Source organism: Acinetobacter sp. 479375 (assembly GCF_000581715.1).
GTDB lineage: Bacteria > Pseudomonadota > Gammaproteobacteria > Pseudomonadales > Moraxellaceae > Acinetobacter > Acinetobacter ursingii.
This window is the reverse complement of sequence record NZ_JEZN01000004.1, coordinates 58,209-77,953: the sequence shown is the minus strand read 5'-3', so window position 1 is coordinate 77,953 and position 19,745 is coordinate 58,209. Positions and strand designations below refer to the sequence as shown.

The 19,745-nt window shown below is 40.0% G+C and carries 14 protein-coding genes and 1 pseudogene; 12 read left to right on the top strand and 3 right to left on the bottom strand.

What is annotated here, in order from left to right; all coding sequences use genetic code 11:
• The first annotated feature begins 244 nt into the window (after positions 1-244).
• The 10 genes from J500_RS05165 (at position 245) to J500_RS05120 (ending at position 15,325) form a co-directional block, all read left to right on the top strand.
• Positions 245-3,085 carry a 2-oxoglutarate dehydrogenase E1 component gene (locus J500_RS05165; protein ID WP_005003011.1) on the top strand — a complete coding sequence of 947 codons (2,841 nt, stop codon included), beginning with the start codon at positions 245-247 and terminating at the stop codon, positions 3,083-3,085.
• Positions 3,085-4,293: a 2-oxoglutarate dehydrogenase complex dihydrolipoyllysine-residue succinyltransferase gene (odhB, locus tag J500_RS05160; RefSeq protein ID WP_004996252.1), complete on the top strand. Its 1,209-nt coding sequence runs from the start codon at positions 3,085-3,087 to the stop codon at positions 4,291-4,293. Before J500_RS05165 ends, odhB begins: the two co-directional genes overlap by 1 nt.
• A 60-nt stretch (positions 4,294-4,353) precedes the next feature.
• Positions 4,354-5,787, top strand: a complete 1,434-nt coding sequence (gene lpdA, locus J500_RS05155; RefSeq protein ID WP_005003013.1) for a dihydrolipoyl dehydrogenase — start codon at positions 4,354-4,356, stop codon at positions 5,785-5,787.
• A 151-nt stretch (positions 5,788-5,938) separates the two neighbouring features.
• A complete protein-coding gene (gene sucC / locus J500_RS05150; RefSeq protein ID WP_005003015.1) occupies positions 5,939-7,105 on the top strand; it encodes an ADP-forming succinate--CoA ligase subunit beta in 1,167 nt (388 codons plus the stop codon).
• Between the two features lie 13 nt (positions 7,106-7,118).
• A complete protein-coding gene (sucD, locus tag J500_RS05145; RefSeq protein ID WP_004990694.1) occupies positions 7,119-8,009 on the top strand; it encodes a succinate--CoA ligase subunit alpha in 891 nt (296 codons plus the stop codon).
• A gap of 212 nt (positions 8,010-8,221) precedes the next feature.
• Positions 8,222-10,678, top strand: coding sequence for a poly-beta-1,6 N-acetyl-D-glucosamine export porin PgaA (gene pgaA, locus J500_RS05140; protein ID WP_034698562.1), 2,457 nt, complete (start codon positions 8,222-8,224; stop codon positions 10,676-10,678).
• Positions 10,678-12,504, top strand: a complete 1,827-nt coding sequence (gene pgaB, locus J500_RS05135) for a poly-beta-1,6-N-acetyl-D-glucosamine N-deacetylase PgaB (protein WP_004996262.1) — start codon at positions 10,678-10,680, stop codon at positions 12,502-12,504. Before pgaA ends, pgaB begins: the two co-directional genes overlap by 1 nt.
• The gene (pgaC, locus tag J500_RS05130) at positions 12,504-13,772 is read left to right on the top strand and encodes a poly-beta-1,6-N-acetyl-D-glucosamine synthase (protein WP_004996265.1); all 1,269 of its coding nucleotides are present in this window, start codon (positions 12,504-12,506) and stop codon (positions 13,770-13,772) included. Before pgaB ends, pgaC begins: the two co-directional genes overlap by 1 nt.
• Positions 13,762-14,247: a poly-beta-1,6-N-acetyl-D-glucosamine biosynthesis protein PgaD gene (pgaD, locus tag J500_RS05125; protein ID WP_004996267.1), complete on the top strand. Its 486-nt coding sequence runs from the start codon at positions 13,762-13,764 to the stop codon at positions 14,245-14,247. Before pgaC ends, pgaD begins: the two co-directional genes overlap by 11 nt.
• Before the next feature lie 457 nt (positions 14,248-14,704).
• On the top strand, positions 14,705-15,325 hold the full coding sequence (locus J500_RS05120; RefSeq protein WP_004996269.1) for an OmpW/AlkL family protein: 621 nt from the start codon (positions 14,705-14,707) through the stop codon (positions 15,323-15,325).
• A 99-nt stretch (positions 15,326-15,424) separates the two neighbouring features.
• Here the strand turns inward: J500_RS05120 and J500_RS17070 are convergent.
• The 3 genes and pseudogenes from J500_RS17070 to trpS form a co-directional block, all read right to left on the bottom strand.
• Positions 15,425-15,608, bottom strand: a pseudogene (locus tag J500_RS17070) (flotillin domain-containing protein); the annotation flags it as partial.
• Positions 15,569-16,156 (bottom strand): YqiJ family protein, encoded by a 588-nt coding sequence (locus tag J500_RS05115; protein WP_004996270.1) that lies wholly within the window; start codon positions 16,154-16,156, stop codon positions 15,569-15,571. The pseudogene J500_RS17070 and the gene J500_RS05115, both read right to left, overlap by 40 nt.
• Before the next feature lie 541 nt (positions 16,157-16,697).
• The gene (gene trpS / locus J500_RS05110; protein ID WP_004996271.1) at positions 16,698-17,711 is read right to left on the bottom strand and encodes a tryptophan--tRNA ligase; all 1,014 of its coding nucleotides are present in this window, start codon (positions 17,709-17,711) and stop codon (positions 16,698-16,700) included.
• Positions 17,712-17,836: 125 nt separating this feature from the next.
• Here trpS and J500_RS05105 point away from each other — a divergent pair, with 125 nt between their 5' ends.
• Both J500_RS05105 and J500_RS05100 read left to right on the top strand, forming a co-directional pair.
• Positions 17,837-18,763 carry a DUF808 domain-containing protein gene (locus J500_RS05105; protein ID WP_004996274.1) on the top strand — a complete coding sequence of 309 codons (927 nt, stop codon included), beginning with the start codon at positions 17,837-17,839 and terminating at the stop codon, positions 18,761-18,763.
• Between the two features lie 44 nt (positions 18,764-18,807).
• Positions 18,808-19,707 carry a neutral zinc metallopeptidase gene (locus J500_RS05100; protein ID WP_004996276.1) on the top strand — a complete coding sequence of 300 codons (900 nt, stop codon included), beginning with the start codon at positions 18,808-18,810 and terminating at the stop codon, positions 19,705-19,707.
• Positions 19,708-19,745: the final 38 nt, after the last annotated feature.

The window sequence follows — 19,745 nt, the reverse complement described above, 5'->3', positions numbered from 1 at the left end:
ATTTTTTCCAAGATGATTTGCAAAAATTGCTCGGCTTTGTCGAGTATAAACTTGAGTGATGATGCCAAAAAGGGCGTTATGATTCATTGATTACATTGGGTTAAATCTAATGTAGTAATAACGTACCGACTGGACAAAGTGCCAATTGGGTGTTTAATGCCATTTTACAATTTTGGTGTTATCAATCATGGGTGTGCTTAAAAGGCAACCCGTAATGTTTTTGCAATAGGAAATGGGTCCACAAATGCAAGAAGTTGCTGACGCATTGCGTCTTGACACTGAACTTTCCGCTGATAGTGCAGCGTATATTGAAGAGCTTTACGAGCAGTACCTATCCTCCCCAACCTCCGTCGATGAGGATTGGCGCCAGTATTTCGATAAATTCCCTAAAGGTGATCAACCTCATGGTTCAGTGCGTGAGCAGTTCCTTTTACTTGGTCGTAATTCTAGTCGCGTTCAACCAGTGGTTCAAAGTACAGTAAGTACTGAACATGAACGTCGTCAAATTGGTGTGTTACAACTGATTGCTGCGTATCGTAACCGTGGTCACCAAAAAGCTAAACTAGATCCACTTGGTCTTGCAAAACGCGAAGACGTGCCAGACCTTGACTTAGCTGCCCATGGTTTAACCAAGTCTGATCTTGATACCGTGTTTAATACGGGTAACTTGGCGATTGGTAAGACAGAAGCCACACTGGGCGAAATGGTTAATGCCATGGAAGCTGCTTACTGTGGTTCCATTGGTGCAGAATATATGCACATTGTGGATACCAAAGAAAAGCGCTGGATTCAACAACGCCTTGAAGGGGCGCGTGGTCAGTTTAATTTTAACAAAGACCAGAAAAAAGGCTTTTTAGAACGCTTAACTGCTGCGGAAGGTCTGGAAAAATATCTCGGCAATAAATACGTGGGTGCAAAACGTTTTGGTTTGGAAGGTGGTGAATCTTTCATTCCGATGATGAACGAAATTATCCAACGTGCAGGTTCAGTCAGTTGTAAAGAAGTTGTGATTGGTATGCCACACCGTGGTCGTCTCAATCTACTGGTGAATATTTTGGGTAAAAACCCAGCTGAACTTTTCGGTGAGTTTGAAGGTAAAGCGCTGCATAAAAAAGGCTCAGGTGACGTGAAGTATCACCAAGGTTTTTCATCAAATGTCATGACACCGGGTGGTGAAGTGCATTTGGCTTTGGCATTTAACCCGTCTCATTTGGAAATTGTTGGACCTGTGGTTGAAGGTTCAGTTCGCGCACGTCAAGTTCGTCGCCGTGACATCGGTGGTGATGATGTACTTCCGATCATTGTTCATGGTGATGCTGCGTTTGCAGGTCAGGGTGTGAATCAGGAAACTTTCCAGATGTCACAAACCCGTGGTTATACAGTGGGTGGTACAGTTCATATCATCATCAATAACCAAGTCGGTTTCACCACTTCTGATCCACGTGATGCACGTTCTACTGAATACTGTACTGATGTGGCGAAAATGGTTCAATCTCCAATTTTCCATGTCAATGGTGATGATCCTGAAGCAGTTGCATTTATTGCACAGTTGGCACATGACTTCCGTCATACTTTCCGTAAAGATGTTGTGATTGATCTATTCTGTTATCGTCGTCGTGGTCACAACGAAGCAGATGAGCCATCTGCAACTCAGCCATTGATGTATCAAGTCATTAATAAGAAAGCAACAACACGTACTTTGTATGCGGATCAGTTAGTTCAGGAAAAAATTCTTGATCGTGCTGAAGCAGATAAAATGGTTGAAGATTATCGTTCAGATCTTGAAGCAGGTAATCATGTTGCCAATGCATTGGTACTCGAGCCGAACACTAAAATGTTTGTGGACTGGAAACCTTACTTAGGTCATGACTATACCGATGTTTGGGATACCACATTCGATATCAATCGCTTGAAAGAATTAGGCGAAGGCATGCGTAAATTGCCTGAAGGCTTTGTGATGCAACGTCAAGTGTCTAAAGTGATTGATGACCGTTTGAAAATGCAAACAGGTGAGATGCCACTGAACTGGGGTGCAGCTGAAACTTTAGCTTATGCAACGCTGCTAGATGAAGGTTATCTGGTTCGTATTACAGGTGAAGACGTTGGCCGTGGTACGTTCTCGCATCGTCATGCCAAATTACATAATCAGGCAGATGGTTCGACATATATTCCATTATGTCATGTCAAAGAAAATCAGCCACGTTTTGCCATTTATGATTCACTTCTTTCAGAAGAAGCGGTTCTTGCATTTGAATATGGTTATGCAACCACCATTCCACATGGTTTGATCATCTGGGAAGCGCAATTTGGTGACTTTGCTAACTGTGCGCAGGTCGTGATTGACCAGTTTATCGCATCTGGTGAAACCAAATGGGAGCGTGTGTGTGGTTTAACCATGCTACTTCCACATGGTTATGAAGGTCAGGGTCCTGAACATTCTTCTGCACGTTTAGAGCGTTTCTTGCAGTTATGTGCTGAAGAAAATATGCAGGTATTAACCCCTACAACACCAGCACAAATTTTCCATGCATTACGTCGTCAGGCTGTTCGTCCAATTCGTAAGCCAATGATCGTCATGTCACCAAAATCATTACTTCGTCATAAATTGGCAACTTCAACTTTAGATGAGCTCGCTACTGGTACATTCCAGACCGTGATTGATGAAGTCGATCAAGTGAATAAATCTGACGTTACCCGCATCGTGTTATGTGGTGGTAAAGTTTATTACGACTTGCTTGAAAAACGTCGTGAAGCAGAATTGAATAATGTTGCAATTGTACGTATTGAACAATTGTATCCATACCCAGAACAACGTTTGGCGGAAATTCTGGCAGCATATCCAAACGTGAAAGAGTTGGTTTGGTGTCAAGAAGAGCCGAAGAACCAAGGCGCATGGTTATTCATCGCACCTCGTTTATATGATGATGTATTAAAATCTGGTAAACAAATCCGTATTAGCTACGCAGGTCGTGAAGCTTCTGCTGCACCGGCTTGTGGTTCAGCTTACTTGCATGCAAAACAACAGGCTCAGCTCATCAATGATGCACTTGCAATTCAGGCTGACCAATCAGGAGAGACTAAATAATGGCAACCGAAATCAAAGCACCGGTATTCCCAGAGTCAGTTGCGGACGGGACAATTGCGACATGGCATAAAAAAGTAGGGGAAGCGGTATCACGTGACGAAGTGATCTGTGATATTGAAACTGACAAAGTTGTCTTAGAAGTTGTTGCTCCTGCCGATGGTCAAATTACTTCGATTGTTAAAAATGAAGGCGACACAGTTCTTTCTGATGAAGTGATTGCACAGTTTGAAGAAGGTGCAGTTTCAGGTGCATCTTCGACTCAAGCGGTTCAAAGCGAAGAGAAAGTAGAACAAGCTGCGGCTAAAACTGAAGCGGGCGCGGCGCCTGTAGTTGAACGTTCACAACCTGTTGCAGATCAAGCTCCAGCAGTTCGTAAGGCGTTGACTGAATCAGGTGTAAATCCTGCTGATGTACAAGGTACAGGTCGTGGCGGTCGTATCACCAAAGAAGATGTAGCGAATCATCAAACTAAACCTGCTGCACAACCATTAAGCGTTGCGGTTGGTGAGCGTATTGAAAAACGTGTTCCAATGACGCGTCTTCGTAAGCGTGTTGCTGAACGTCTATTGTCTGCAACTCAAGAAACAGCAATGTTAACGACGTTTAACGAAGTCAACATGAAACCAGTGATGGACATGCGTAAGCAATATAAAGACGCATTTGAAAAACGTCATGGTGCGCGTCTTGGCTTTATGTCATTCTTCGTAAAAGCAGCAACTGAAGCGCTTAAACGTTATCCAGCAGTCAATGCATCAATTGATGGCGATGATATTATTTATCACGGTTACTACGATATCGGTGTTGCCGTTTCTTCTGATCGTGGTCTTGTGGTGCCAGTGTTACGTGATACTGACCGTATGAACTATGCAGAAGTTGAAAATGGCATTGGTGCTTTTGCTGCAAAAGCACGTGATGGCAAACTATCGATTGAAGATATGACAGGTGGTACGTTCACCATTACCAATGGTGGTACTTTCGGTTCATTACTGTCTACGCCAATTATCAACCCGCCACAAACTGCAATTTTGGGTATGCACAAGATCCAAGAACGTCCAATGGCAGTCAATGGTCAAGTTCAAATCCTGCCAATGATGTATCTTGCTTTGTCTTATGACCACCGTTTAATCGATGGTAAAGAAGCAGTTGGTTTCTTGGTAACGATCAAAGAATTGTTGGAAGAACCAGCAAAACTTATTCTTGACCTTTAATTTCTTGCGAATCATAAAACTCAGATAGAGCGATCCTCTATCTGGGACTTGGAGATAACAATGTCTCAACAGTTTGATCTTGTTGTAATTGGTGGTGGCCCGGGTGGCTATGAAGCAGCAATTCGTGCTGCGCAACTTGGTTTTAAAGTTGCTTGTATTGAAAAACGTATTCATAAAGGTAAGCCTTCTTTGGGCGGTACTTGCTTAAACGTGGGTTGTATTCCGTCTAAAGCATTACTTGATTCTTCTCATCATTATGAAGATACATTGCATCATTTGGGTGATCACGGGATCACCACAGGTGAAGTGAATATCGACATCGCGAAAATGCTAACTCGTAAAGACAAAGTTGTTGATAACTTGACTGGTGGTGTTGCTCAATTACTCAAAGGTAATGGCATCGAGTGGTTACAAGGTTCTGGTAAGTTACTTGCAGGTAAAAAAGTTGAGTTCACACCATTTGAAGGTGAAGCTCAAATTTTAGAACCAAAATATGTCATTCTTGCATCTGGTTCTGTGCCTGTGAATATTCCAGTGGCACCTGTTGATGAAGACTTGATTGTTGACTCAACGGGCGCGCTTGAATTTGCAGAAGTTCCTAAACGTCTGGGTGTGATTGGTGCAGGTGTTATTGGTCTTGAGCTAGGTTCAGTGTGGCGTCGTTTAGGTTCAGAAGTTGTCGTGTTTGAAGCACTGGATAGTTTCTTGCCAATGGCCGACAAAGCGCTGTCTAAAGAATTCCAAAAAATCCTGACTAAACAAGGTCTGGACATTCGCATTGGTGCCAAAGTGTCTGGTACTGAAGTGAATGGTCGTGAAGTGACTGTTAAATACTCACAAGGTGGCGAAGACAAACAACAAGCGTTTGATAAATTAATCGTTTGTGTGGGTCGTAAGCCATATGCTGAAGGTTTATTGGCAGAAGATTCTGGCATTAAACTGACTGATCGTGGTTTTGTTGAAGTGAATGATCAATGCTTAACATCTGTTGAAGGTGTTTATGCGATTGGTGACTTGGTTCGCGGTCCAATGCTTGCGCATAAAGCAATGGAAGAGGGCGTCATGGCTGTGGAGCGTATTCATGGTCATGCAGCACAAGTGAACTATGACACGATTATTAGCGTAATCTACACGCATCCAGAAGCTGCTTGGGTTGGTTTAACTGAAGAAGCCGCTAAAGAAAAAGGCCATGAAGTTAAAACAGGTCAGTTCCCATTTGCAGTCAATGGTCGTGCTTTAGCAGCTGGCGAAGCTTCTGGTTTTGTCAAGTTTGTTGCTGATGCAAAAACAGATCGTTTACTGGGTATGCATGTTATTGGCCCAAGTGCTTCTGATATTGTTCACCAAGGGATGATTGCACTTGAGTTTGTATCTTCTGTTGAAGATCTTCAGTTAATGACTTTTGGTCATCCAACATATTCTGAAGTGGTGCATGAAGCTGCACTCGCAGTCGATGGGCGTGCCATTCACGCGATTCAACGTAAACGTAAGTAATTTTTAAAAGAGCGGTTAGTCCGCTCTTTTCGCATTATTCACAGTCATGATCGCTGTGAATAAGAAAAAGAACATAACAATCAATATTACTGTGAAGGATGTTTAATTATTGGTTGTTATTAATAAGGGCAGAAGTAAAATAGGTAAATAAATGAACTTACATGAGTATCAAGCAAAAGCGTTATTGAAAAAATACGGAGTACCAGTCCAGGAAGGGATTCTTGCAACAAACGCTGCGGAAGCAGTCGCTGCATTTGAACAGCTTGGCGGTAAATTTGCCGTGATTAAAGCGCAAGTGCATGCTGGTGGTCGTGGTAAAGCAGGCGGCGTAAAAGTCGTTAAGTCAAAAGAAGAAGCTGCTGAAGTCGCAAATGAATTGATTGGCAAAAATCTGGTCACTTATCAGACAGATGCAAATGGCCAACCAGTAAATAGCGTATTGGTTTGTGAAGATGTCTACCCTGTTGAACGCGAGTTATACTTGGGTGCGGTTGTAGACCGTTCTACTCGACGTGTAACGTTCATGTCTTCAACTGAAGGCGGTGTAGAAATCGAGAAAGTTGCTGAAGAAACGCCAGAAAAAATCATTAAAACAACGGTTGATCCTCTTGTCGGATTACAACCATTTCAAGCGCGTGAAGTTGCGTTTGCCTTAGGTCTGAAAGATAAACAAGTTAATCAATTTGTAAAATTAATGACAGGTGCTTATCAAGCATTTGTTGAAAATGATTTTGCATTATTTGAAATCAATCCACTTTCTGTGCGTGAAAATGGTGATATTTTGGCGGTTGATGCCAAAATTGGCATTGATTCAAACGCATTATACCGTCTGCCTGAAATCGCGGCATCTCGTGATAAGTCACAAGAAAATGAGCGTGAACTCAAAGCTTCTGAGTTTGAGCTCAACTATGTTGCGCTTGAAGGTAACATTGGTTGTATGGTCAATGGTGCCGGTCTTGCGATGGCAACTATGGACATCATCAAATTATATGGTGGTCAACCTGCAAACTTCCTAGATGTAGGTGGTGGTGCAACCAAAGAACGCGTAATCGAAGCATTTAAATTGATTCTTGCGGATACTTCTGTGCAAGGTGTTTTAATTAACATCTTCGGTGGTATTGTACGTTGTGACATGATTGCTGAAGCAATTATTGCAGCCGTTCAAGAGGTCAATGTAACAGTTCCAGTGGTTGTTCGTTTAGAAGGGAACAATGCTGAACTCGGTGCAAAAATCCTTGATGAATCTGGTTTGAAATTAACTTCTGCTAACGGTTTATCTGATGCGGCAGAAAAAATTGTTGCTGCGGTAAAAGGTTAAGGGAGTATCAATCATGAGCGTATTAATTAATAAAGACACTAAAGTATTGGTACAAGGTTTTACAGGTAAAAACGGTACTTTCCATTCGGCTCAGGCGCTTGAGTACGGCACAAAAGTGGTCGGTGGTGTAACTCCGGGTAAAGGTGGCACAACTCATCTTGATCTACCTGTTTTCAACACCATGAAAGATGCAGTACGTGAAACAGGCGCAGATGCTTCTGTTATCTATGTGCCAGCACCTTTCGTTTTAGATTCCATCGTTGAAGCAGTTGATTCAGGTGTTGGTCTGATTGTAGTGATCACTGAAGGTGTTCCAACTCTAGATATGTTGAAAGCAAAACGTTACCTTGAAACGAATGGTAATGGTACTCGTTTGGTTGGTCCTAACTGTCCAGGTGTGATTACACCGGGCGAATGTAAAATCGGGATTATGCCTGGTCATATTCATCAGCCAGGTCGTATCGGCATCATCTCGCGTTCTGGTACCTTGACCTATGAAGCCGTTGCTCAAACCACGAAGCTTGGCTTAGGTCAGTCGACTTGTATCGGTATTGGGGGAGATCCAATTCCAGGGATGAACCAGATTGATGCACTTAAATTATTCCAAGACGATCCAGATACTGATGCAATCATCATGATTGGTGAAATTGGTGGTACAGCAGAAGAAGAAGCTGCTGAATATATCCAGTCTAATGTAACCAAGCCTGTTGTTGGCTATATTGCAGGTGTAACTGCGCCTAAAGGTAAGCGTATGGGGCATGCTGGTGCAATTATTTCTGGTGGTAAAGGTACTGCTGAAGAGAAATTTGCAGCATTTGAAAAAGCAGGCATGGCGTATACTCGTAGTCCTGCTGAACTTGGTTCGACTATGTTACAAGTGTTGAAAGAGAAAGGTTTAGCTTAAGCTTAGCTTAAATTTTAAATACCCAAAAACCTCCTGAGTCATCAGGAGGTTTTTTTATTATTAAGTTAATCTAAAGTTAAAATAAGATTATCGGGGTGGTTAACATAAAAGAACATAAATAACGAGGTAAAAAACCACAATAACTCCTAAAAAAACATATTATGTGACGAATTTCACATATTTTTTGTTTAGTAGGTTTAAAAGCTGTTCTCATGAGAAAAAAAATAAGTTTCCGTTATATCGGGATCATAAGTTTATATTCAATCACCACGATCAGTTTTGCCATAACGCCTCAGGATCAACAACGCGAAGCGATTATTGCCGAAATTAAACAAGGCAAACTTGAGACGGGTATTGCAAAGTTAGAAAGCTTAAGAGCACGTTATCCTAATGATCAAAGGATTCTGGCAGATGACATCATTGTCCTTTATCAAAATAATGCTTTTGGGTTAGAACAGATCAGCTTAGTTAAAAATTTGAATTTACAAACTTATCCTGAGTATGGTCAGTTAGTCTTGATCAAAGCTTTACGTGATTTAAAGCAACTTGATCTTGCACAATATTATGCACAACAATTTAATCAACGGCATTTTTCTAATGACATACAGCTGTTATTGGGAATTATCCAAGCTGAATCGAAAAAAAATGCGCAAGCACAGGCTAGTTTAAAGTCGATTGATTCGAAGTCTCTGAGTGCAGAACAGCTTGCTCAGTTAGCTTATGCGTATCGTTTATTGAATATGCCTGTAGAGGCGTTACAGGCGGCAAATTTAGCAATTGCAGCTCCTCAACCTAGTCGTAATATTCAAGAACAGTATATATACGCCTTAATACTAAATAGTGATTTTCGTAGTGCTGAACAATATATCCAGCAACATCAGCTTGAACAAAAAATTCCTAATATTCGTTATACGGTCAAAACACAAGAGTTTTCGCAGAAAATTAAAAACGCGATTCAATATTATAAGGTGAAGAATTATCAGGGCGAGGTCACTGAGTCATATCTTATATTGGATCAGGTACTTGCTCAAATGCAAGCTTATGAATCTGAGTTACCTAATGATCCGACATTGCGGCGTTTATTTTATTACGATTATATTTATGCGCTTAATTTTCGTGATCGCTACCACGAAGCTATTCAAACCCTCATCAAGCTGGATCAACCCTATGAGCAGATGCCACCTTATGTGCGTCAGGCGGCTGCCGATTCATTTTTAAAAGTCAGGCAGCCTGCGCAGGCAGAGTATCTATATAAAAGTTTATTAAAAGAAAAAAATTATCCTGATTATAGTGTCTATTCGGGTTTGTATTATGCTCTGATTGAGCAGGAAAAATTTGATGAAGCCAATAAGCTAATACAGGAGATGGATCATCTTTTGCCTACATTTCGTTATAGTGCAGCAAAAGGGGTGGATAAAACTACCCATGAAGATCGTGCTGAGTATTTAGCTCTAAAAGGTTTAAATTATGCCTATCGAAATGAACAAGCCAAAGCAGAGCGCTATTTTCAAGATTTAGTCGCAAAGGCACCCAATAATATCGGTTATCAAAACAATTTAGCAACGGTACAGCGTTGGCGTGAAAAACCACTGACCTCATCTGCGACCTTGTCTCAATTTAATGGGATAGAGCCTGTTTCCATCAGCACTTTGGTCAATCAAATGCAAAATAGTCAGGCACTCAGCCGTATAGCTGACTGGCGTGAACAAAATCAATTATTAACTCTGACTGCGCCAGACGATACTGGCGTACAACAAAGTAAAAAGGAACTCGAAGATCGTAATCATGCTTCAATACAACATCAAAGTACATTTTCCAGAAGCCGTGCTGATCAACCCGAAGTTTTACAAAATTTAACGGGTTCGTCTGAGAGAGAACATCAAACACGGATCAATTCGCCGTGGTTTGCCGATGATTATCGTGCCTATGTTGATCTCGTACAGCGTAAAGCAGAATTTAAAGGCGAAGACTTAACAGATGAACGCTATGGTGTGGGGTTGGAGTGGGTAAATAATCGACGCTGGGCAAATCTACAATTAAGCCAGCGTTCACATTCCAATGATGTCGGGATTCAACTCGATTGGTCACAATGGTTGAATGATCATTGGCAATATGTTTTGGGTTTTGACAGTCAAGCAGATATTCCGCTACAGGCGCTTAAACAGGGCGATGATGGTAAAGCTTATAAAGCTCAGTTGCTCTGGCAAGCCAATGAATCTAGAAAGGCGGGTCTGGCTTATCAATTTACCGATATTGACGATGGCAATCATCGGCATGAAATTGTGGGCTATTTTAGTCAGCAAATTTATCAAGCACCGCATCATATCACCCGAATGACGTTGAGAAATGAGTACGATAAAAATTCAGATGTTCAGGTGAATTATTTTAATCCACGTTATAGCAATAGTGCAGAAGTGATTTTAACTCATGACTGGATGACTTGGCGCAATTATGAACGTCATTTTAGCCAGCATTTTGAAGTGGGTACTGGCGCATTTTCACAAGCGGATTATTCAACCAAAGCTTTATTTAATGTTTTGTATCGACATGATTGGCAGTTATCCAGAACATGGTCAATGAATTATGGCATCGGTTGGTCAAATCATCCTTACGATGAAGAAAATGAACATAAAACATATGCCCAATTCGGTTTTGAAGGACGATTCTGATGTTCAAAAAATTAAAAATAATGATGGTTTTGCTATTACTGAGTCCTTCGGTGGGTCTATATGCACAAGAGATCAAAGAGGATGCTGAACTGCATACGCAAGGTCAGTTTGTCACCTTGACCTTTCATGATGTGCGTGATGATGTTGCTGTGAATGGCGATCGAGATAGTTATGCAATTAGTAGTAAAAATTTAGCTCAATTTTTGGCATGGCTGAAACAATCCGACTGGACTGTAATTCGACTTGAAGATGTCTGGCAGGCACGTGAACACAACGTCGCCTTACCTGACAAAGCCGTGCTGTTGACATTTGATGATGGTGCATTGAGTAGCTATAGCCGTGTTTATCCTCTACTTAAACAGTATCAGATCCCCGCTGTTTTTGCGATCGTGACAAGCTGGATCAATGGCAATAATTACGATGCATATGAGGCTTATGGTCAAGGTAATTTGATGAATTGGCAACAGATGCGTGAGATGGAAAACTCACATTTAGTCGAGTTTGTTTCACATTCAGACAACTTACATAAAGGGATTTTGGCAAATCCACAACAGAATATGGAACCCGCTGCAATCACCCGCCAATATTTACCTGCACAACAAAGTTATGAAACGGATGAAGTGTATCACCAGAGAATATTAAATGATTTAAAAAAATCAAAGACTATTTTAGATCAAAAACTAGGCATTAATACCAAAGCAATCTTTTGGCCGTATGGCGCAGTGACTAGAGAAACCGAACAGTTGGCCAAACAAGCAGGCTTACCGCTTTCCTTTAGTTTAGGAGATATTTCGGTTCATGAAAGCTCGATACAGACGTATCAACGTGCAATTGCGATGGGAAATCCAGTACCTGAAGAGTTACATGCACAAATGCTTAGATTTCTTGAAGATATTCGACGACCTTCTAAAAATAGAAGAAGTCTCATTGCCATCGATCCAGCTGATTTTGTGAATGCTGATGGAACTTTAGATGATAAAAAATTAGGTCAAATGCTAGAACAGTTGGCAAGTTTAAAGACCAACGCGATCATCTTTAAAGTCGTTGTTGATCAGGATCAGGATGGAAAAATAGACGGTGCATTTTTTCCAACGCGGTTATTGCCCCATCATCAGGATGTACTTAACCGAATGATCTGGCAAGCGAGGACAAGGATTGGGCAACAGGCTTTTGTAGAATTACCGCTTGATTTAGAAACAAAACAACAGATTCCGCTTGCGAATTTGACTGAGGACTTATTCAAGAACAATAGTTCATTGGACGGTCTGATTCTCAATGTACAAAACCATCTGGATTGTGCGTTGCAAACTCAATCTTGGAATCAACAATGCCAGCAAAATATTCAACAGATTTTCAAAATTAAAGAGCAAGTGAAAGCCAAAGCCAATGGTCTGATCAATATCAGCACCAATTTTCGTACCGTGCTTAAAGTAAAACCTGAGATTTCACAATTTAATGGATTAAAACCATTGCTTGAACAAGGTCTAATGTATAGCGATTTGATTTATGTTGAGCTTGATCCATTGCATGCCCCGAATACATTTAAGGCTTTTGTGAAAGCCAGTCAACCATTAAGCAGCCTAGAAAAGCAACGCTTAATGGTGGGCTTTGATATTTCGCCACAACAGAAAAAAGATTGGATGGTTTATAAAAAAGCCTATCAACAGCTTAAGAGCTTAGGGATACAAAAACTGGGTGTTGAAGATTATCAATTGAATCAGGGGCAGGCAATTCAGAAAAATTTATATGTTGATTTAAGCTTGAATGATTCTGCATTGAATTATAAAGATCCTTATATTCTTGATTCTAAAGCGGAGCACAAATAATGTTTGAATTGAGTCAGCTCCGTATCAGTGATGTTGTGTTTGGTTTTGCCTTTTTATATCCGTTATTTATGGCTTGGGCGTGGATTGCAGGGGGGCTATGGTTTTATTTTAAACGTGAATTTAATCAGCCAGATCATCCGAGCCCAAGTCAGGAAGGCTGTAGTATTCTTATTCCTTGTTTTAATGAGGAAAAGCAAGTTCGACAAACCATTCGATACGCCCTACAAAGTCAGTATCCAACTTTCGAAGTGATTGCGATTAATGACGGTAGTTCTGATCGCACGGGTGAAATATTAAATGAACTGGAAAAACAGCATCCGCAATTACGTGTTGTGCATCTGGCAGAAAATCAGGGTAAGGCGCATGCTTTAAGAGCAGGCGCGATGGTGAGTCAGTATGAATATTTGGTGTGTATCGATGGAGATGCTTTGCTACATCCTTATACCGTACTTTGGATGATGCATCATTTAACGACTTATCCACGGGTCGGTGCCGTGACAGGCAATCCACGAATTATTAATCGTTCTAGTGTTTTAGCTAAAATACAAGTCGGTGAGTTTTCTTCTATTATTGGACTGATCAAACGGGCGCAGCGAACTTACGGGCGTTTATTCACGGTGTCGGGTGCCATTGTGGGATTTCGTAAAGTGGCTCTGGATCGCATCGGTTATTGGCGCGACGACATGATCACTGAAGATATTGATGTTTCTTGGCGCTTACAGTTCGATCATTGGGACTTACATTATGTCCCGCAGGCACTCTGTTATATCTATATGCCTGAAACTTTTAAGGGACTATGGAAGCAACGCCTACGCTGGGCACAAGGGGGGATTGAAGTTATTTTTGCTTATGTGCCTAAAATATTCAAATGGCGACTACGCCGTATGTGGCCGATTGCGTTTGAGGCACTAATCAGCGTCGTCTGGGCATATGTGATGTTTAGTATTTTTGTATTGTATTTCTACGGTTTATTTTTTAGCTTACCCGGAGAATGGGCGATTCAGTCTCTTTGGCCACAATGGTATGGCGTAATTTTAGGATTGACCTGTTTAATCCAGTTTTTAGTAAGTTTGTTGATTGATCGTCAGTATGATCGACGACATTTTCGTAATTATTTTTGGGTGATCTGGTATCCACTTTTTTTCTGGATACTGGCCATGCTATCGACTGTCGTTGCATTACCTAAAACGATTTTTAAAACTCAGAAGCGAGCACGTTGGGTGAGTCCAGATCGTGGTTTTGGAGCAGAGAAAGAATATGAAAAATGATCAAATTCATTCGCATAGTCATGTCGATCAGAACCCACTGGATATTCCACAATATATTGATCGACCTGAATATGTGAAAAATAAATGGGCTGGATTTTCACTGCAAATTTTAGGGTGGAGTTTGTGGATGTGGCTGATTATGCCAATTTTTACTGTTTTTCTTTGGTGGTTTGAAGGGCAAAATATTTACAAACAGTTGTTTTTATCATTAAACAACAATGGTCGATATAGCTTGTATATGCTCGCAATCTGTATTGTGATTTTAATTCTAATTTTATTTATCTGGGCATCTTATAACTGGATACGTTTTTATAATGTTCAAAGACGTAGTGTACCAGAACCCGCAACAGAAGCTCAGATTGCGCAAAGTTTCAATTTAAATGTACGTGATATTCATGCGATGAAAAGTTCCAAGAATATGACTCTACATTTTGATGAACACGGAAATCTGATTAAATATGACACAGATTTATAAAATACTTAAATATTTCTAATTATAAAAAGGTATTCTGATCGCTTGAATGCCTTTTAAAACTTATTTTTTCATAGTTAACGATTTAAATTCAATAGAATAAACTTCTTTCATAAGACCTTTTTTATTTCTTCCTATGATAGGAAAATAAGGAGGGTTCAAACAATGATGAAAGAAGTCTAATAATTAAATCAAGAGCTGAATCTTTTAAATATATAGATGTAATTCAGTTAAAGTTAGCATGTTTTCATTAATTGAAAATTTAAGATAAATAAATTGTGATTAATTATTTCTATCAAAAATCTAATCTGATTAAAGTGTTTAGACCAAATAATAGAATATGTCACTTAGAATGATTGAATCAAAGAACAATAAATCTTAGAGATCATTTATTTTTAGACTGATATGTATTTGGCAAGACTTATAAATCAGCATTTAAAAAGATAGAGGTAAGCTAAGCATGCTTATAGATTTAAAACGATATAAAGGGTTACTTATGACGATGATTGTTCTAGGCACAATGCCCCTGACTCATGCCGAAAACTGGCAAGTCAAACTAGGAGGAAGTTTTCTCGCGCCTGCACATGATAATGGTGTCTTGGCTGGTGCCAGAGCTGATGTCAGTAATGAATTTAATGCGACGCCATCAGTTGAATATTTTTTTGGTAATTCTCCGTTTTCCGCAGAATTATTACTTGCCTTAGCACCATTTCAGCATGATATTCAGTTAAATGGAGTGGATGCCGCCAAATTTAAACATTTACCGCCAACCCTGACTGCAAAATATCATTTTAGAAACTCCACACGTTTTACGCCTTATATTGGGGCAGGGCTTACCGTCGCGATTCCGTGGGATGAAAAATTAATTGGAAGTGATGCCAAGCTCAAAGCAGATGCCACTTATGGTTATGCAGGCCAGATCGGATTTAATTTTCAACCAGCAGATGCTAAAAACTGGGGTGTCTTTGCTGATGTACGTTATGCGCAAGTAGAAAGCGATGTCAAACTTGATGGGCAAAAGATTGGGCGACTGGATGTCAATCCTGTGGTTTACACTATCGGTTATAGTTATCGTTTTTGATATCAATTTAACTTGATGAAAATGCGAAGCTAAATCGCATTTTCATCGAGATTGATCTCTGCACGTTTTATTATTGTTTATGTGTATTGGACTTTAAGTAAGGCGAATTTGCATTTCGACCTGTTCAGTCCATAGAACATTGGATGCTTCATTGACTGCACGGAGTACCTTCGGCATCTACTTGATATTGTTTTTCTTGATCCTGTGCGAGTAGCATTTTGGCATCAGATTCCCCCTTTGCTTTCAAGCGCAATTTTTCCACTTCAGCCTCTGCTGCAACCGTAATAGCAAATGTGTTTGTCCGAATTGATCTTTTACTTTAGCTTGAGCGGGCGAATTGGCTCGGGCAATCCCTAAAATAATTTTTGCTGGTTGCCCAATCAAATCTTCACTATAAATTGCTGTGGTTTCATCTTTTGGTATGATTTTGCTGACTAAAGCAGAAGCCCAACGTACAAAAGGCATTGACAAAAAAAGTACCGCAGGGGCAATCAGCCATACTGAAAAATAATGTTCAGTAAAGATATAAAATGTTCCCTGTATGATAAAACCGGTCAGGGAATAAGTGGTAAGAAAAACAATTAACCAGATTAATAAAGGGATTCTGCCCAGATATAGCCAGTCAAAAAATTGCCAGAAGATGCCTTGATCGGCATCTAAATCGGCATCAGGTTGGTAATCACTTAACTGCTCTGGAAGAAATTGATCTAAAACTTGAGATGAACCTCCAATCATAAGCAAGATAAGTTCAAGTATTCCAATGGCAAAACATAAAACTAAACTAATGCTGAAAATATAATTTGAAGGATGAGTAAACAAGTCCCACAACATAAAGCGGCTCTTTATCTTATTGAAATTAAATTATTGTTATTACTGTCTTTTCACAAGTAATTTAAAAACGATAACATTTATCATTTATAAAGTCTATTCTAAGTCTATCAATTTTATTCAATTTATTTTTTAAAGGTAATTTAAATAACAAAAGCCTTCAAATAAATAATTCTAATTTTTTTTTAATAAGTAGCAGACAATGCGTGAAATATATGATTTACTACTAGAGTAAATTTTAAACAAAAAAAAGCGCAATGATTGGGGTGATCATTACGCAGAACAACGAATCTGTTATAAACAGCTTCGGTTAAGGAGAAATGTCATGAAATTGGGGAAATTCATAACTTTCATGACTTATAGTAATTTTATAACTGACCAAATTCATTGGTATTCACGTTAAGTAGTGTTAAATCACGTTAATAAAGCGATTATTTTGTGAGCTGTATATCATTTAAATAATGTATTGCTATTTCTTTAGAGAAAATCATTCATAAAAAAGGCTCTTAATGATAAGAGCCTTTAAATAAAACAATGATTTAATTTAGAATTTAAATAAACCTAAACCATCTTTGACTTCATCTAATGTATTTTGAGTAATGATCCGGCATTTTTCAGTACCATCGCGTAATACATCCATAATGTAATCTGGATCTTTAGCTAATTCTTCACGACGTTCACGAATTGGGCTAATTAAATCTTTCAAAATTCCTTCAAGGCGCTTTTTCACCGTACCATCACCTAAACCACCGCGACGATAATGTGCTTTTAATTCTTCGACTTCTTCTGAATTTGGATCAAAAGCATCTAGGTAAGTAAATACAATATTGCCTTCAACCTGACCTGGATCTTCAATCCGCAGATGATTCGGGTCTGTATACATGGCATTGACGGCTTTTTTAATGTCTTTATCAGAGGCATTTAAGACAATGGTATTGCCCAATGATTTAGACATTTTGGCTTTACCATCAAAACCTGGTAAACGTGCCATGTTCGAAAGCAGGGCTTTACATTCAGGCAATAAGTCTTGACCGATTTGACGATTGACGCGACGAACAATTTCATTGGTCTGTTCAATCATCGGGATCTGGTCTTCACCCACAGGCACTACAGTCGCTTTAAATGCGGTAATATCAGCCGCTTGTGCCACTGGATAGCATAAGAAACCAGCGGGAATATCACGCTCAAAGCCACGCATCTGAATTTCAGATTTGATCGTTGGATTGCGCTCCAGACGTGCGACGGTCACAAAGTTCAGATAAAGCATGGTCAATTCATTCAGTGCCGGTAAGCAGGACTGAACGCAAATTGTGGTTTTAGTAGGATCGATGCCTACTGCTAAGTAGTCCAGTGCAACTTCTAGGATATTACGGCGCACTTTATCTGGATTATCTGCATTATCTGTTAAGGCTTGAGCATCTGCCAATAATAAATGTTGATGATGGCTGTCCTGTAAACCTACACGTGAGCGTAGTGAACCTACAAAATGGCCTAAATGAAGCTGTCCAGTGGGACGGTCGCCAGTCAAAATAATTGGACGATGATCAAGATTACTCATTCTCTATTCCAAAGTAGTATGAATCTACATATCATTAAACGATTGAATAGGCGACATTGTACGGCATAATTTTTTTTAATGTCAGTCACAATAAAAAAGAAGCCTAAAAACTTAAGGAAAATTAAATGGCGAGTAGCTTACTTTTATTATTAGATGATATTGCCACTGTGCTGGATGACGTTGCCGTCATGAGTAAAATGGCAGCAAAAAAAACAGCAGGCGTACTGGGCGATGATTTGGCTTTAAATGCTCAACAGGTCAGTGGCGTACGCGCTGATAGTGAGCTTCCTGTGGTTTGGGGCGTCGCCAAAGGCTCTTTTATTAATAAACTGATTTTGGTGCCTCTGGCATTGCTCATTAGTGTGATTGCGCCATGGTTGATTAATCCATTGCTGATGATTGGTGGTTTATTCTTATGTTATGAAGGCGTTGAAAAAGTCTTGCATTCTTTACATCATAAAAAAGCAGCGACAGCGGAAGAAGCCGCAGAAAAATTGGTGAAAGATGAAACTGATTTAGTCACCTATGAAAAAGAAAAAATCAAAGGTGCTATTCGTACTGACTTTATCTTATCAGCTGAAATTGTGGTGATTTCTCTGGGGACTGTGGCAGCCGCATCTTTTATCTCTAAAGTGACGGTATTGAGTATCATCGCCATTATTATGACAGTGGGTGTATATGGTTTCGTTGCCATGATTGTCAAAATTGATGATTTAGGACTTTATTTGACGCAACAAACATCAAATGTAAAACAAAGTATTGGACGCGGTTTATTGGCATTTGCGCCGAAGTTAATGAAAACTTTAACGATTGTAGGGACGATCGCAATGTTTCTTGTTGGAGGCGGTATTATTGCGCATACCATTCCATTGTTACATCACTTTACTGAAGATACCACAGACCATCTGGAGCTGATTCCAAACGTTGGTAATATTATTGGTGCAATCACCCCGACGTTGATCAATTTTGCAGTGGGGATGATTGCTGGTGTCATCGTATTATTGGTTGTAAGCTTAATTCAAAAGCTGTGGCCTAAAAAAGTAACTTCATAGAGTTGAATGAAGTCATCATTATAATAAAAGATAAGAGGTGAATTATGCGCTGGAAAGGTCGTCGTATCAGTACCAATGTGGAGGATCGTCGTGGTGGCGGCGCTGCCAAAGCAGGCGGTATTAGTATTTTGGGTTTAATCGTTGCTTTCGTGGCATGGAAGTTTTTTGGTGTCGATCCACAAATGGCTTATCAGGCGACTAAAAGCGTTACTCAACAACAGCAGGTCAGTGATCAGGCTCCTCAACAACTGACACCTGAACAGGAGGAAGCTTCTGAATTTGTGGGAACTGTACTGGCAGATACCGAAGATACATGGTCGCCCATTTTTAAACAGTTAGGCGGAACTTATACTCCACCCAAATTGGTCATGTTTTCTGGCGCGATTCGTTCGGGCTGTGGTACAGCTCAAGCTGCAATGGGGCCGTTTTATTGTCCCGCAGATCAAAAAGTCTATATTGATACCGCTTTCTTTAAAGAGATGCGTCAGCAAATGGGAATCTCGGGTGAGCAAAATCAAACTGAACTTTCCCGTCAAGATCAAGCAGGCGATTTTGCACAGGCTTATGTGATAGCACATGAAGTTGGTCATCATGTGCAAAATCTGCTTGGAATCTCTTCTCAGGTACAACAAGCACAATCGCAAGGTAGTCGTACCCAAGGCAATCAGCTTTCGGTTAGATTAGAATTACAAGCTGATTGTTTTTCCGGAATATGGGCAAATCATAATGAGCAGAGAACCCAATTTTTAGAGCAAGGTGATATTGAAGAGGCGATGGATGCCGCGCAAAAAATTGGTGATGATTATTTGCAAAAACAGGCAACAGGTCAGGTGGTACCAGACAGCTTTACCCATGGTACAAGTCAGCAACGCATGCATTGGTTTCAGGTCGGACTTAAAACGGGTGATTTAAACCAGTGTAATACTTTTGAATCCAATCTCTAATAAAAAATAAAGGGCTTATCTAAGCCCTTTATTTTTAA

Excerpts from the sequence above, each read along its gene's own strand:
- J500_RS05165 (WP_005003011.1), top strand. The coding sequence starts at position 245 with ATGCAAGAAGTTGCTGACGCATTGCGTCTTGACACTGAACTTTCCGCT.
- odhB (WP_004996252.1), top strand. The coding sequence starts at position 3,085 with ATGGCAACCGAAATCAAAGCACCGGTATTCCCAGAGTCAGTTGCGGAC.
- lpdA (WP_005003013.1), top strand. The coding sequence starts at position 4,354 with ATGTCTCAACAGTTTGATCTTGTTGTAATTGGTGGTGGCCCGGGTGGC.
- sucC (WP_005003015.1), top strand. The coding sequence starts at position 5,939 with ATGAACTTACATGAGTATCAAGCAAAAGCGTTATTGAAAAAATACGGA.
- sucD (WP_004990694.1), top strand. The coding sequence starts at position 7,119 with ATGAGCGTATTAATTAATAAAGACACTAAAGTATTGGTACAAGGTTTT.
- pgaA (WP_034698562.1), top strand. The coding sequence starts at position 8,222 with ATGAGAAAAAAAATAAGTTTCCGTTATATCGGGATCATAAGTTTATAT.
- pgaB (WP_004996262.1), top strand. The coding sequence starts at position 10,678 with ATGTTCAAAAAATTAAAAATAATGATGGTTTTGCTATTACTGAGTCCT.
- pgaC (WP_004996265.1), top strand. The coding sequence starts at position 12,504 with ATGTTTGAATTGAGTCAGCTCCGTATCAGTGATGTTGTGTTTGGTTTT.
- pgaD (WP_004996267.1), top strand. The coding sequence starts at position 13,762 with ATGAAAAATGATCAAATTCATTCGCATAGTCATGTCGATCAGAACCCA.
- J500_RS05120 (WP_004996269.1), top strand. The coding sequence starts at position 14,705 with ATGCTTATAGATTTAAAACGATATAAAGGGTTACTTATGACGATGATT.
- J500_RS05115 (WP_004996270.1), bottom strand. The coding sequence starts at position 16,156 with ATGTTGTGGGACTTGTTTACTCATCCTTCAAATTATATTTTCAGCATT.
- trpS (WP_004996271.1), bottom strand. The coding sequence starts at position 17,711 with ATGAGTAATCTTGATCATCGTCCAATTATTTTGACTGGCGACCGTCCC.
- J500_RS05105 (WP_004996274.1), top strand. The coding sequence starts at position 17,837 with ATGGCGAGTAGCTTACTTTTATTATTAGATGATATTGCCACTGTGCTG.
- J500_RS05100 (WP_004996276.1), top strand. The coding sequence starts at position 18,808 with ATGCGCTGGAAAGGTCGTCGTATCAGTACCAATGTGGAGGATCGTCGT.